Annotated in this window: 14 protein-coding genes; 8 read left to right on the top strand and 6 right to left on the bottom strand. The window is 70.2% G+C overall.

Translation table 11 applies throughout. The annotated features are described in order from the left end of the window. Window positions 1-205 precede the first annotated feature (205 nt). A complete protein-coding gene (locus ABDZ81_RS15540; protein WP_343774942.1) occupies window positions 206-982 on the top strand; it encodes a DUF6920 family protein in 777 nt (258 codons plus the stop codon). Window positions 983-1101: 119 nt separating this feature from the next. After that, window positions 1102-2073 (top strand): MBL fold metallo-hydrolase, encoded by a 972-nt coding sequence (locus ABDZ81_RS15535; protein ID WP_343774940.1) that lies wholly within the window; start codon window positions 1102-1104, stop codon window positions 2071-2073. Window positions 2074-2082: 9 nt separating this feature from the next. Here the strand turns inward: ABDZ81_RS15535 and ABDZ81_RS15530 are convergent, their stop codons facing one another. Beyond that, window positions 2083-2799 carry a DUF8081 domain-containing protein gene (locus ABDZ81_RS15530; RefSeq protein WP_343774939.1) on the bottom strand — a complete coding sequence of 239 codons (717 nt, stop codon included), beginning with the start codon at window positions 2797-2799 and terminating at the stop codon, window positions 2083-2085. 148 nt (window positions 2800-2947) lie between these two features. Between ABDZ81_RS15530 and ABDZ81_RS15525 the strand changes: the two genes are divergently transcribed. Continuing rightward, window positions 2948-3133: a hypothetical protein gene (locus ABDZ81_RS15525; RefSeq protein WP_343774938.1), complete on the top strand. Its 186-nt coding sequence runs from the start codon at window positions 2948-2950 to the stop codon at window positions 3131-3133. Between the two features lie 54 nt (window positions 3134-3187). Here ABDZ81_RS15525 and ABDZ81_RS15520 read toward each other — a convergent pair whose 3' ends face one another. Further along, complete coding sequence (locus ABDZ81_RS15520) at window positions 3188-3358, bottom strand: hypothetical protein (protein WP_343774937.1); 171 nt, start codon at window positions 3356-3358, stop codon at window positions 3188-3190. Window positions 3359-3484: 126 nt separating this feature from the next. Between ABDZ81_RS15520 and ABDZ81_RS15515 the strand changes: the two genes are divergently transcribed. Continuing rightward, window positions 3485-3880 carry a DCC1-like thiol-disulfide oxidoreductase family protein gene (locus ABDZ81_RS15515; protein WP_343774936.1) on the top strand — a complete coding sequence of 132 codons (396 nt, stop codon included), beginning with the start codon at window positions 3485-3487 and terminating at the stop codon, window positions 3878-3880. Window positions 3881-3921: 41 nt separating this feature from the next. Here ABDZ81_RS15515 and ABDZ81_RS15510 read toward each other — a convergent pair whose 3' ends face one another. From ABDZ81_RS15510 to ABDZ81_RS15500, 3 genes are all read right to left on the bottom strand, one after another. Further along, entirely contained in the window at window positions 3922-5394 is a 1473-nt protein-coding gene (locus ABDZ81_RS15510; protein ID WP_343774935.1) for a lipase maturation factor family protein, read from the bottom strand. Between the two features lie 116 nt (window positions 5395-5510). Next, entirely contained in the window at window positions 5511-6611 is a 1101-nt protein-coding gene (locus tag ABDZ81_RS15505) for an SDR family oxidoreductase (protein WP_343775310.1), read from the bottom strand. Beyond that, on the bottom strand, window positions 6608-8200 hold the full coding sequence (locus tag ABDZ81_RS15500; RefSeq protein WP_343774933.1) for a succinic semialdehyde dehydrogenase: 1593 nt from the start codon (window positions 8198-8200) through the stop codon (window positions 6608-6610). Before ABDZ81_RS15500 ends, ABDZ81_RS15505 begins: the two co-directional genes overlap by 4 nt. A gap of 117 nt (window positions 8201-8317) precedes the next feature. Between ABDZ81_RS15500 and ABDZ81_RS15495 the strand changes: the two genes are divergently transcribed. Genes ABDZ81_RS15495 through ABDZ81_RS15480 form a run of 4 tightly spaced genes read left to right on the top strand, consistent with a single transcriptional unit; the run spans window position 8318 to window position 11046 of the window. Beyond that, window positions 8318-8698: an ArsR/SmtB family transcription factor gene (locus tag ABDZ81_RS15495; protein ID WP_343774931.1), complete on the top strand. Its 381-nt coding sequence runs from the start codon at window positions 8318-8320 to the stop codon at window positions 8696-8698. After that, window positions 8695-9087, top strand: coding sequence for a hypothetical protein (locus ABDZ81_RS15490; RefSeq protein ID WP_343774929.1), 393 nt, complete (start codon window positions 8695-8697; stop codon window positions 9085-9087). The genes ABDZ81_RS15495 and ABDZ81_RS15490 overlap by 4 nt, the downstream gene beginning before the upstream one ends. A gap of 5 nt (window positions 9088-9092) precedes the next feature. Beyond that, window positions 9093-9533 carry an arsenic resistance N-acetyltransferase ArsN2 gene (arsN2, locus tag ABDZ81_RS15485; protein ID WP_343774928.1) on the top strand — a complete coding sequence of 147 codons (441 nt, stop codon included), beginning with the start codon at window positions 9093-9095 and terminating at the stop codon, window positions 9531-9533. Between the two features lie 55 nt (window positions 9534-9588). Continuing rightward, window positions 9589-11046, top strand: coding sequence for a dihydrolipoyl dehydrogenase (locus tag ABDZ81_RS15480; protein ID WP_343774926.1), 1458 nt, complete (start codon window positions 9589-9591; stop codon window positions 11044-11046). Between the two features lie 10 nt (window positions 11047-11056). On the opposite strand, the gene ABDZ81_RS15475 is transcribed toward ABDZ81_RS15480, so the two are convergent. Beyond that, window positions 11057-12868, bottom strand: a complete 1812-nt coding sequence (locus tag ABDZ81_RS15475) for a formate/nitrite transporter family protein (RefSeq protein ID WP_425541919.1) — start codon at window positions 12866-12868, stop codon at window positions 11057-11059. Window positions 12869-12894 lie beyond the last annotated feature (26 nt).

Here is a 12894-nt window from a genome sequence, read left to right as displayed (position 1 = left end):
ACTATGCTGTGAAGAGCTATACTTCGGTTCTTAAAGTTATGATACTGCAGATTCCAAAGCAAGGCCCATGCGGCGTTCGCTACGGGCTTATCATCACGCGCGTTCTACCGACCGTATGGGATCGAAACGCGGCGCGCGCAGGGTTCATTCGAGAGCCGGACTGATCGCCGTCGCTCTGATCGCGGTTGCTGCATTCGCCGTTGGCGTGGCCCGATCGGTACGGACTGGCGCCGACGACAGGCGGGCGCAGTTGCTCGACTCCGCATCCGATCGCGCCGACCGGACGTTCGACCCGGACGACGTCGCGGACCTTCCCTCGCCCGTCAGCCGATACTTCGAGACGGTACTCGACGAAGGGCAACCGTACAGTCGGACAGTCCGGCTCGAACAGCGCGGCCGGTTTCGCCTCGGCGACGCCGACTCGGCGTGGAAGCCGCTCGAAGCGACCCAGAACGTCGCCGTCGATCCGCCGGGGTTCGTCTGGGACGCCACGATCCGGGTGGTGCCGTTCGTCCCGGTGCGCGTCGTCGACGCCTACGTCGGCGGCGAGGGATCGCTCCGCGCCGCGGTACTGTCGGTGCTCACCGTCGCGGACGCGGAGCAGTCACCCGAGTTAGACGCCGGCGAGTTGCAGCGCTACCTCGCCGAGGCCGTGTGGTACCCGACCGCGCTGCTGCCTGGCGAGGGTGTCCAGTGGGCGGCGATCGACGAGCGCTCGGCGCGGGCGACGCTGGAGCACGACGACACGACGGTTTCGCTGGTCTTTCACTTCGACGACGATCACCTCGTCGAGCGCGTCGTCGCGGAGGACCGGCCCCGTGCGGTCGACGACGGCTTCGAGGCGACCCGGTGGACCGGCCGGTTCTGGGACTACCGAGAGCGAAGCGGAATGCTCGTGCCGACCGTGGCCGAGGTCGAGTGGAATCTTCCGGACGGCGACCTGCCCTACTGGCGCGCCAAGATCACCGAAATCGAACACTGACCGGCGGCGTCGGAACGGCGCTCCCAGCGGCCTCCGAACGCCGCCGGCCATCGCCGTTCGGACCTTTCGAGGGCTCCGAGCCAGCAACATTGACGGTACTGGCCCTTCTCCGTCGAGTCGTGCAGGTCCATCCGATCGCGCTGGACAACGAGGAGTTCGAGGGGAACAACGACGCGTACCTCGTCGAGGCCGAGGGTGCGACCGCCCTGATCGACGCCGGCGTCGCGACGCCGGGCGTCCGCGAACAGCTCGAAGCCGGCCTCGCCGACCGGGGCCACAGCTTCGAGAGCGTCGACGCGGTGCTCCTGACCCACTGGCACGCTGACCACGCGGGACTCGCAGGCACGATTCAGGACGCCGGCGGCGCGCGCGTCGTCGTCCACGAGGCCGACGCCCCGATGGTTCGCCGCGACGCCGACGCCCGGGCGGCGCTCCGCGAGCGCCACGAACGCACGTTCGAGGAGTGGGGAATGCCGGCCGAGAAACGTGAGGGGCTCCGCGAGATGCTAGAGTCGGACGCGCTGGTCGACCCGCCCGAGACGGTCGGGACGATCGCGGACGGCGACGAGATCGCGGTCGGCGACCGGACGCTGCGAGCGCTCCACGCGCCCGGACACACGGCCGGGCTCACCTGCTTCGAGTTCGAAACGGAAGACGGGCGCGAGGCGTTCGTCGGCGACGCGATCCTTCCCGAGTACACGCCGAACGTCGGCGGCGCGGACCTCCGCGTCGAGCGACCCCTGGAGCAGTACCTCGCGAGTCTGCGACGGATCGCCGATCGCGAGTACGAGCGCGCCTGGCCGGGCCATCGGGACGTCATCGAGGCGCCCGCCGAACGAGCGAGAACCATCATCGAGCACCACCGCGAGCGCACCGAACGCGTCGTCGACGTGCTCGACGCCCATGCCCCGGCGGACGCCTGGACGGTGAGTGCACACCTGTTCGGCGATCTGGAGGGCATTCACGTCCTCCACGGCCCCGGCGAGGCGTACGCGCACCTCGATCACCTGCGGCGCCGCGGCGTCGTCGAGCGCGCTCCCGAAGGGTACCGGCTCCTCGATGGCTCGCCCGACCTCGACGCGATCGTGTAGCCGTCTCCCTCACTCCCAGTCGTCGACGGTCCTCTGGGCGGGATCGCCGGCGGCGTCGTCGTCCCCCAGTCGCTCGAACGAGACTTCGTACTCGGCCGGGAGCTCCGTGACGTCGACCCGCGCCAGAAGCGCGGGCGTCTCGCTCGCCGTCGCTTCGGCGATCGCGCGCTGGTTGCGTTCCAGTCTCCCGTCGCCGGTCTTGATCTCGCAGCGGTACGTTCCGACGCGGCGGCCGGCGATTTTCACCGTCAGCGCGCAGTCGGGTCGCCACTCGCCCGTCCGGTTCGCCGCCGTCACCGGTGCGGGATCGGCGTCGACCTCGACCGTCAGGTCGGCCTCCCGCGAGAGGTCGAACTCGCGGCGGAGATAGTGGTCCAGCGGCGTCGCCGCGCCGTCGCCCGCCGTCAGCAGCGCCTCGCCCAGCGCGCCGTACTGGTCGGCGGTCACGGAGTATCGCCAGCCGTCTTCGGGGTCGCCGTCTGGAATCGGCGGCGCCCCCCGGCTCGCGCCGACCAGGTACGCGTCGGCATCGGTGTCGTCCCGCGGCGCGACGGCCTGCAACCGCACGTCCCCGCCGTCCGCAGAGAGGTCGGCCGCCTCGGCTTCGGCGTCTGCGCGCGAACCGTAGCGGCGCCGCGGGCCGGCGTCCGCCACGAGTCGGTCGACCGACTCGTTGCGCTCCCGAGCGGACTCCTTGATCGCGACGACGAACGGCTGCTCCGACATGGTGGGTCTTACCGGGCGCTCTCGCCGGACCGGCATCACTGCTGCGGTGCCGGATCGCGGTCGAACGGGCGGGCGTCGGTAGGGTCGGGCGGGTGCCGTCGGCGCTGCGGGCCCCACGGATATTACGATTCGCGTCGTGAGTTATCGCATGGCGCATCAACCAGAAGAACCGGACCGGTACGTCTGCGAGGGCTGTCAGGCGATCTACGCGGGCACCGCCCACTCCCAGGACGGCGACCACAGCTTCGAGCCGCCGACCGAATGTGCGGCCTGCGGTTCGACGTCGTTCGTCGAGTTCGCGGACTGGACACACCACTCCGCGAGAGAGAGCTAACGCCGGGGTGTCGACTCGGCGGTCGGGCCGCGGCGTCGGGTCCCGTCGCCGCGCTCACAGTTCGAGTTCGCCGACGAACCCCGCGACGTTCGCCCCGGCGCCGAGCGCGGCGACGCCGACCCCGAGCAGCCACGCTGGCGTCCAGGCGTCGGCGAGCATCGCGATCCAGAGCCCGCCGACCAGCGCGAGCCCGCCGGCGACGATCAGGCGCGCGAACCGCTCCATGGTCGTCCGTTCCCGGCGAAGGTAGTTAGGGCCACGGCTGCGCCGGTGGGCGTCGGCGCCTCGGCTCGACGTCCGGCGTCGCGCCGAGAGGACAAGCGTTAGTTGCCGGAGTTCGTAGGCGGAACCATGACCGAGGCGACGCTCGTCTACGACGACGACTGCGGCTTTTGCACCTGGTGGGCGGAGTTCGTCGACGAACGCTCCGACGTACCGATCGTCGGCTTCGCCGACCTGACGCCGGAGCTGCGCGACCGGCTCCCCGAGGACTACGAGGAGTGTGCCCACCTCGTCACCGACGAGAAGGTGTACTCCTGCGGCGCGGCGATGGAGGAGGCGATCGTCCGATCGGACGTGCCCGAGGAACTCGTCGACGCCATCGAATTCGCGCGGCAGTTCGAGGACTACGACCGGCTCCGCGAGGGCGTCTACCGCCTGATCGCGAACAACCGCGAGACGGCCGGCAAGGTGATGTCGACGACGCCGCCGGCGCGTCGCGACGACGACTCCGAGTCCGCGGACTGATCCGCGGCGCGGAGAGATCGAACCGCCGGCGAGATCGAAGTTCAGCGGCCGCGCCGCCGTCTCGATGCAGTTCCGCCGCGGACCTCGTCGAGCGAGGTGGGCTCGACGTACGTCCCGACGCGCTCGCGGCGCCACCAGTCGCCGGTGTTCGACCGTTCTTCGGGGCTCGTGTAGCGGTACCGGTACCGCACCGCCCGGACGTGTTCGGGCGGCTCGTCGGGGAAGGGGTTCTCCGCGATCAGACTCAGCGTCCCCTCGTCGCCCTCCAGTAGCTTGACCAGCAGCCGGGTGAACCAGGGCTGGCGCCGCGGCGACGGCGCCATCGCGGCGAACCAGAGCTGCCAGTCCAGCCGCAGGTGGTACGGGGCGATCTGGGGCGGTCGACGACCCGGGTCGGTCGGCTTCCCGGGGAATTCGTAGGTCTTCCATTCGGTGTCCGCCGTGATCTCCGCGTCGTCGGTCCCCTGCACGACGATTTCGTGGCGCCGCTTCGTGATCGAGCCGAACGCGCCGTAGGTGTTGACGAGGTGCAGCGGGTCGAACGCGGTGTTCATCACCTGCTGTTCGGAGAGCATGTTCCTGACGGGCTGGACGCTCAGCGCGACGACGCCGACCGCGAGCACGAGCGCCAGCAGTTCCAGCCCGACCGGCGCGGGCGTCGGCGACGGGACACCGACCGGCAGCGCGGCGGCGAGGACGCCGTCGCTGAAGGTGCTGACCGCGAGCACGATCGTCAGCGCGTTGAGCCACGAGAAGTTGCCCGTCAGCAGCAGCCAGCCCTGGAAGCCGATCGTCGCGACGCCCGCGATCGACGCGAACGGCTGGGGAGCGAAGTAGAGGAACGGGACCAGCAGCTCGACGACGTGGTTCCCGAACGTCTCGGCGCGGTGGACCCGATCGGGCAGGTGGTGGGCGAACCAGCTGAGCGGGTTCGGCATCGGCTGGGTCTCGTAGTGGTAGTCCATCGCCGTCAGGTCGCGCCAACACTGGTCGCCGCGCAGTTTGATCAGCCCGGCGCCGAACATATTTCTGAAGAGCACCCAGCGCAGCAGCCAGATCACCAGCGCGGGCGCCGCGGCGTCGCCGGCACCCAGGAAGATCGCGAGAAAGCCCGTCTCCAGCAGCATCGACTCCCAGCCGAACCCGTAGAACAGCTGGCCGGCGTTGACGAACGACTGGTACAGCAGCCACAGCGCGGCCCACAGCAGCACGGCGGCGGGGACGGCGAACGGCTCGGGCAGCCAGTAGGGGCCCGCGAGCAGCGCCAGCGCCGAGAGAGCGACGCCGGTCCACGCCGCGGCGCCGATGACGCGGTCGCTCGGATACAGGTAAAAGAGGCTCGGGCGCTCCCGAAACGAGGCGTGCTCGACGTACCGCTCGATCGGCAGCAGGCCGTCTTCGCCGGCGAGCGGGCGGAACTGTCGCGCCGCGGCCAGAAAGCCCAGCAGGTAGATCGCCGCCAGCCCGCGCTGGAAGACGAAGCGGACGAGCCAGTAGCCCTCGCCGAGCCACATACGGGGTCGTGAGTCGGTCGACCGCCAAAGGCGTGACGCCGACGCGGATCCCGGAAACGGCTTGGTGCTGACGCGGCTGCCAGCCACGGCGCGACGCCGACGCGACCGACTCGCGGTCAGACTCTGGCGTCCGACCCGATCTCGGGGTGCTCGCGGACGAACTCGACCAGCGTCTCGACGTAGCTTCCGAACGGCGGCGGCTCGATGCCGCTCCCAGCGAGGTGCTTGCGCGCGGTGGCGCCGACGTACCGCGTCGGGTGGTCGAAGTAGTCGATCACCGCGGGTTCGATCCCGGTCCACCGCCGGACCGGACCGAGCGAGAGCGCGCGCTTCGTCGGCCCTTTCGGCGCCGGAACCGACAGGACGCGGGTGTCGGTCGCCTCGGCGAACGCCGCGGTCATCTCGGCGACCGTCGGCGGGTTCGGATCGCAGAGCTGGTACACCTCGCCCTCCGATCTCGAGAGCGCGCTCAGGTGGTCGATCGCGTCGACGACGTACTCCCGCGGCACGACGTTGACCTCGCAGTCGTCGGCGCCGGGGGTCCGCGGCAGCGCTGCGAATCCGGGTTGTTCGAGGAGAAAGTGTACGAGGTAGTAGGGTCCGTCGTACTTCTCGGTCTCGCCGGTCCGGCTGTCGCCGACGACGATCGCCGGCCGGTAGATCGTGGTCGGGAGCCCCTCGTCCATCCGCGCTTGCACGGCGACCTCGGCCTCGAACTTCGTCGCCTCGTAGTGGTTGTTGAACGTCTGTCCGACGTCGAGATCGCTCTCAGCGAACACCCCGTCGTGGCGGCCGCTGACGTAGCAGGTGCTCACGTACTGGAACCGCCGGAGGTCGCCGATGCTCTCCGCGAAGTCGAGGACGTGCTCTGTCCCCCGGACGTTGACGGCCTCGCCGACCGATCGGCTGACGCCCAGATCGTACACCGCGGCGAGGTGAAACACCTCCTCGACGGCGTCCTGCAGGCGATCGCGGTCGGCGGCGTCGAGGCCGAGGTCCGGCTCCGTGATGTCGCCCTCGTACAAGTCGATCCGGTCCTTCCGGTCGTCGGCCGGGTCGTCGCCGCGCTCATCGCCGACGAGTTCCGCGGCCCGCCGCTCGGCGTCCTCGCGGTACTTCGGCTGGACGAGACAGGCGACTCGCCGGTCCCGATCGAGCAGGCGGTCGATCAGCGCCGAGCCGAGGAAGCCCGGGAACCCAGTGAGAAAGACCGTCACGAGCGCCACCCCAGCAGGTTCGTCCAGGTGCGAGCCCTGCCCAGTTCGCTGACGCGCTTCCAGGCTCGCAGCGCCGGGACGAGGCCGGCCGCCCAGAGATTGTCCGGCAGCGGGCCGGGGCCGATCGGCGCGAATCGCTGCGTTGCGACGGTCTGCGTTTCGGTGTACTTCGTCAGCCCCTCGTCGCCGTGGCGGCGGCCGATTCCCGAATCCCCCATCCCGCCCATCGGCGCGTCGACCGACGCCCACGCCGCGGCGTACCCCTCGTTGACGTTGACCGTCCCGCAGTCGATGCGCTCGGCGACCCGCTCGCCGCGTGGCTCGTCACTCGTCCAGACCGACGCGTTCAGCCCGTACTCGGAGTCGTTGGCGCGCCCGACCGCTTCGTCGACGCTCCCGACTTCGTAGAGCGAGACGACCGGCCCGAACGTCTCCTCGTCGTGGGCGTCCATCTCCGGCGTCACGCCCGCCAGCACCGTCGGCTCGAAGCAGTACGGCCCGAGATCGGGACGGGCGCGACCACCCGTCAGCACGTCGGCGCCGTGCTCGACGGCGTCCTCGACGTGCGAGCGCACCTTGTCGAGCTGGGCCTGGGACTGCAGCGAGCCGACGTCGGCGCCGAAGCCGATCTCGGCGCCCAGCGAGAGGTCGCGGGTCGCCGCGACGAACTCGTCGACGAACGCGTCGTACACCGATTCGTGGACGTAGAGCCGCTCAGTCGAGATGCAGAGCTGGCCGGCGTTGGCGAACGACGCCCGGACGGCGCCCGCGGCCGCCGATTCGGGATCGGCGTCGTCGAGCACGAGCAGCGGGTTCTTCCCGCCGAGTTCCAGCGAGGACGGTAGCAGATTCCGACCGGCCAGCGCGGCGACCTCCCGACCGACCGCTGTCGAGCCGGTGAACCCGACGAAGTCGACGCGGTCGATCAGCGGTTCGCCGAGGCGCTCGCCCGAACCGCTGACGACCTGGAACAGATCCCCGGGAACGCCCGCCTCGATCAACAGTTCGCGAGCGAGCAGCGCGACGTGGGTCGTCTCCGCGGCGGGCTTGCAGACGACCGCGTTGCCCGCAAGCAGCGCCGGCAGCGCGTCCGAGACGGTCAGCACCACGGGGTAGTTCCACGGCGAGATCAGCCCGACGACGCCGACCGGCCGTCGGCGGACGACCGCCTTCGTCGCGAGGGGAATCGCGCCCGAGCGACGCTCCGACTCCAGCAGTTTCGGCGCTCGGTTCCCGTAGTGGCGCGCGTTGACGGCGACGTCCATCACCTCCTCGACGGCGTCGCGACGGGTTTTTCCGGTTTCGACCTGGATCAGATCGAGCACGTCCGATCGTCGGTCGAGCAGCAGATCGTGGAACCGGTCGATCGCGGCGACCCGCTCCTCGATCGGGCGCTCGACCCAGTCGGCCCGCGCCGCGCGGGCGCGTTCGGTCGCCTCGGCGACGTCCTCGTCCGTACACGCGGGGACCGCCCCGATCTCCTCGCCGGTCGCGGGCGCCTCGACCGACATCTCGTCTCGATCGCCGACGACGGTGATCCCCTCGCGCAGCGCGGCCAGGCGATCCGCGTCGGCCCACTCCGTGTTCATGCGCGTGTGATACACTCTCGCGACGTTTAAAGTTCCTGACGAGGCGCTGTACTCGTTTGCGACCGCAGCGATCCCACACGCTTATATCGATGTATTCCAATATTCGAATGTACGCATATGGATGGCGAACCGGCGTCCGGCGAGGTCGAGGGGAAGCGATCGGGAACCGAATCCGGGGGCGGCTGCTGTTCGGCCGTCGATCACGGGCTCACGGAGCACGATGTCGAAGTCGACGTGCGCGCGTTCGGCGCGCTGGCCAACGACACGCGCTACGAACTGCTCCGGCTCATCGACGCTGCCCAGGAGGAAGTCTGCGCGTGCGAGCTCGTCCCGGAGCTCGATGTCAACCAGAGCACGACGAGCCGCGCGCTGAACGCGCTCTACGAGGCGGGGTTCGTCGACCGACGGAAGGAGGGGCGCTGGCGCCACTACGAGACCACGTCGCGCGCCGAGGAACTGCTCGCCGCGGTCGACGCGACGAGGGAGGCGGAATCGTGAGTTCGGATGCCGGTGCCGGGGGAGTGATCACCGCGCGAGCGCCCGTCGACGCCGCGTCGGCGGTCCGCCGCGCCGGGCAGGTGATCGCCGTCGGCGCGTGGCTCGCGCTGACGGGGCTGTTCACGCTCGGCTCCGTCGCGCTGACCGGGGCGCTCGTGACGACTGTCTGGCGATCTCCCGGAACTGTCGCCGGCGTCGCGACGCTGCTGGTGTCGGTGGCCGGCGCTGCGGTTGCGCCGACGCTGGCGCGGACGGTCGTCCTGTCGGCGGCGAAACGAGTCGAGGCCGTTCGGGACCGGTCCCAAACCGTCGATCCGGGACGTCACTGGATCGGTTCGTACGGCGAGGACCGGGACAGGCGTCGGACGCCGTGCCCGTGCTACGGTTGAGAACGATGGCGACCGAACGCCTCGAACTCCGCCGCGCCGCCGAGGATCTCGGATACGTCGAGCGGCTACTGGCCGAGAACGATCTGCCGACGGCGGACGTCAAATCGAAGCCGGACTGTTTCTACGTGGGACGTGCGTGCGAGGAGCCGATCGGCGTCGGCGGGCTCGAACGCTACGGCGCCGAGGGCCTCGTGCGGTCGCTCGTCGTGGAGGAATCGCACCGGGATCGCGGCTGGGGGACCGAGCTCTACGACGCGCTCGAAGCCGAAGCGAAGGCTGCCGGCGTCGAGGCGCTGTACCTGCTCACCACGACCGCCGCCGAATTCTTCGCGGACCGCGGCTTCGAGGAGATCGGGCGTGCCGAGGCTCCGCCCTCGATCCGCGATACTGCCGAGTTCGATGAGCTCTGTCCCTCGTCGGCGACCTGTATGCGGAAACGGCTGTAGCGACGGCGTCGGGGCTCCCAGTGCCCATTTACTGCGATCCGTCGTAGTAGTGCCCATGCGAGAGTTCGATCTGATTGTCATCGGCGGGGGATCGGGGACCGCGGTCGGGGACGCCGCGGCCGATCGGGGCGGGGACGTCGCGGTCGTCGAGCCGGGGCCGCTCGGCGGCGCCTGCGTGACGCGGGGCTGCGTGCCCTCGAAGGGGCTGATCCACCGGGCCGACGTGGTCGAGGGGATCCGACGCGCCGGTGAGTTCGGCGTCGACGCCGACGTCGAGGGCGTCGACTTCGCGTCGATCACTGCAGAGGTTCGGGAGACGGTGTTCGAGAAGGCCGAGCACATGGAGCGCCAACTCCGGAAATCCGACCGCAAGACGCTGTTCGACGCCGAAGCGCGGTTCGTCGACGAGCGCACCGTCGAGGTCGACGGCGAGGAACTCCGCGGCGAGCAGGTCGTCGTCGCGGCGGGCGCTCGCCCCTCGGTTCCGCCGATCGACGGTCTGGAGGACGCGGACTACCTGACCAGCGCCGAGGCGCTGTACCTCGACGAGCGCCCGGACCGGCTCGTGATCCTCGGCGGCGGGTACATCGGCGCCGAACTGGGTCACTTCTTCGGGGAGATGGGGGCCGAGGTGGCCATCGTCGGTCGCAGCGAGCGGCTTGTGCCCCGCGAGGACGCAGCCGCCGGCGAGGCCGTAACGGCGGCGTTCGAGGAGCGCTACGACGTGTACGCCGGCCACGAGGCGACCGCCGTCGAGGAGCGGGACGGCGAGGTCGTCGTGACGGCCGAGCCCTCAGACGGTGAGGAAGATGGCGGTGGAGGTGGGGACGGAGACAATGGTGACGAGACGGTCGAGGTCTCCGGCGACGAACTACTGGTCGCCACCGGCCGGAAACCCAACACCGACCGGCTTGACGTCAAGGCGGCCGGGATCGAGACGACCGACGGCGGCTTCGTGGAGACGGACGAGTACCTGGAGAGCAGCGTCGACGGCGTCTGGGCGCTGGGCGATATCGCGGGACCGCCGCTGTTCAAGCACGCCGCCGATTACGAGGCGCGCGTGGTGGCCCGAAACGCCGTCCTCGACGGCGAGGAAGAAGCCGACTACACCGGCCTCGGGCACGCCGTCTTTACGTCGCCGCGCGTCGCGGCCGTCGGGAAGACCGAGGCGGAACTTCGCGACGACGGCGTCGAGTACGAGTCGGCTCGCGCCGAGTACGCGGACGTGCCCCTCGGGATGGTCGCGAAGGACGAGCGCGGGTTCGTCAAAGTGCTCGCCTCGCTCGACGGCGAGATCCTCGGCTGTCACGTCGTCGGCGAGGAGGCGCCGACGCTGCTCCACGAGGTGCTGGTCGCGCTGCGCAGCGGCGGCGGGACTGTCGACGACGTCGCCGAGACGATCCACGTCCACCCGGCGCGCAACGAGGTCCTGCTCAAGGCGTTCGACGAGCTCGCCGAGATTCCGTACGCGGGGACGCCCGACTGGAGCGACGTGACGATGGGCGAGGAATAGGAAGAGGTACCTACCGGCCGAACAGGCGATCCCGGAGGCTCCGGTCGCTCGCGCGCTCGGCGAACAGGATCGGCACGTCGACCTCCTCGATAACGTCGTAGTGCAGCGAGTCGGTGGCGAGCCGCGAGAGCAGCCCCTCCTCGGTCGCGCCGATCACGACCAGCGTGTGGTCGGCCGCGTTGCGGCCGATCGCGCGCTCGACGTCGCCCGAGTCGTCGACCACCCGCACGGCGTCCTCCAGATCGTGGTCGGCGGCCCAGTCGGCGAGGAACTGCTCGCCGGCGTCGCGGTCGTCCGGCCCGTCGACGACGTGGAGCAGCGTCACCTCCGAGCCGACGGAGGCCTGCAGCGCGTGGGTGACGTCCGCGCTCAGTTCGCAGTTCGGGCCGCCCGCGGTCGGCAGCAGGATCCGCGACGCGTCGAGGTCGTCGCCGTCGAGCACGAGGAAGTCACACGGGAGACTCCGAGTGAGCTCGCTCAGCGGCCGCTCGGCGCGGCCGGACGCCCACAGCCGGTTGTCGCCCCAGCTCATCAGGACCCGGTCGGCGTTCTCGCGCTCGGCGATGTCGAATATTTCCTCGAACGAGCGGTGGGAGACGACCGTCGACGTCTCGCAGGTAACGTCGTGGCGACGGGCCGTCTCGCGGGCGTCCTCCAGCAACTCGTTCGACTCGGCGACGATCTGGCGGCGCTGCTCGGCGCCGTACCCTCTCGGCGAGCGCTCGGGCGTCTGGACGACGTGGACGACGTGGACCGCGGCGTCCTCGCGCTCGCCGACGATCCGGCAGGCCAGCTCCACGAGCTGAGTCTCGGTTCGCGGGTTCGCGATCGGAACGAGCAGGTTGAACTCGGCGTCCTGCGCCCGGGGCGCGTCGGCGGTGTCGATCAGCGGGACGTACGAGCGCCCGGCGAAGCGACCGAACAGCCACTCGTCGGCCGAGAGCTGCCGGTCGGCGCCCTCGAAGCGCGCGGATTCGAGCCGGTGCTCGGTCGTCTGGAAGTAGTTGACGACGGTCACCAGCAGGACGCCGCCGATCGTGTTCCCGAGCAGGACCGGCAGCACGAATCCCCACAGGCCGGCGAGCAGCGCGCCCTCGCCGACGAACACCAGGTACATCAGCTCGGTGAACGAGACCACCGAGTGGAACAGCCCGCCCAGCGGGATCGCAAGGAACGCCAGGTAGACGACCGCGAGCCTGGAGATCGTGTCACGGGCGGCGTACTCCACCCAGACGACGCCGGCGACGACCAGCCCCGCGAACGCGGCTTTCGAGAACAAGGGCCACCAGCCGGTGGCGACGCCCTTCTGGCTGATGCTGACCGCCGCGGTCGCCGCCTCGGGCGAGAAGACGCCGCCCCACGCCAGCGCGGCGGCGCCGAGCGCGCCGCCCGTGAAGTTGCCCGCCAGCACGACGCCCCAGTTGCGCAGCAGCGCCGGCACGCTCGCGATCCGCTCGATCGTCAGCGCGACCGGCGGCAGCGTGTTCTCGGTGTACAGCTGGTAGCGGCCGATGATGATGTAGATGAATCCGAGCGGGTACAGCAGCGCGCTCAGGACCGGGTCGCCGCCGGTCGAGGCGTACAGCGAGACGTACAGCAGGAACGTGATCGTGATCGCGAAGCCGGCGGCCAGCGCGCTGAAAAACAGCTCGCGGCTCCCGGAGGTGATCTCCTCGTCGGCCGCGGCGACGATCCGCTGGAACACCTCGTCCGAGGAGAATCGGTCCCGGACGACGGCGCCGACCGCGGGCGCGCCGCTCCGGGAGCGCTCGACGGCCTCGCGAACCGACTCCTCGGGATCGGGCTGCTCTCGATCGTGCAGTCCCGTCTGCTCGGCGTCCTCTATAT

This window comes from Natronoarchaeum mannanilyticum, from assembly GCF_039522665.1.
Taxonomy (GTDB): domain Archaea; phylum Halobacteriota; class Halobacteria; order Halobacteriales; family Natronoarchaeaceae; genus Natronoarchaeum; species Natronoarchaeum mannanilyticum.
This window is presented reverse-complemented; position numbering and strand designations above follow the sequence as displayed.

Bases quoted from the DNA above. Each gene is read 5' to 3' on its own strand.
- ABDZ81_RS15530 (WP_343774939.1), bottom strand. From the start codon at position 2,799: ATGTCGGAGCAGCCGTTCGTCGTCGCGATCAAGGAGTCCGCTCGGGAG.
- ABDZ81_RS15525 (WP_343774938.1), top strand. From the start codon at position 2,948: ATGGCGCATCAACCAGAAGAACCGGACCGGTACGTCTGCGAGGGCTGT.
- ABDZ81_RS15520 (WP_343774937.1), bottom strand. From the start codon at position 3,358: ATGGAGCGGTTCGCGCGCCTGATCGTCGCCGGCGGGCTCGCGCTGGTC.
- ABDZ81_RS15515 (WP_343774936.1), top strand. From the start codon at position 3,485: ATGACCGAGGCGACGCTCGTCTACGACGACGACTGCGGCTTTTGCACC.
- ABDZ81_RS15510 (WP_343774935.1), bottom strand. From the start codon at position 5,394: ATGTGGCTCGGCGAGGGCTACTGGCTCGTCCGCTTCGTCTTCCAGCGC.
- ABDZ81_RS15500 (WP_343774933.1), bottom strand. From the start codon at position 8,200: ATGAACACGGAGTGGGCCGACGCGGATCGCCTGGCCGCGCTGCGCGAG.
- ABDZ81_RS15495 (WP_343774931.1), top strand. From the start codon at position 8,318: ATGGATGGCGAACCGGCGTCCGGCGAGGTCGAGGGGAAGCGATCGGGA.
- arsN2 (WP_343774928.1), top strand. From the start codon at position 9,093: ATGGCGACCGAACGCCTCGAACTCCGCCGCGCCGCCGAGGATCTCGGA.
- ABDZ81_RS15480 (WP_343774926.1), top strand. From the start codon at position 9,589: ATGCGAGAGTTCGATCTGATTGTCATCGGCGGGGGATCGGGGACCGCG.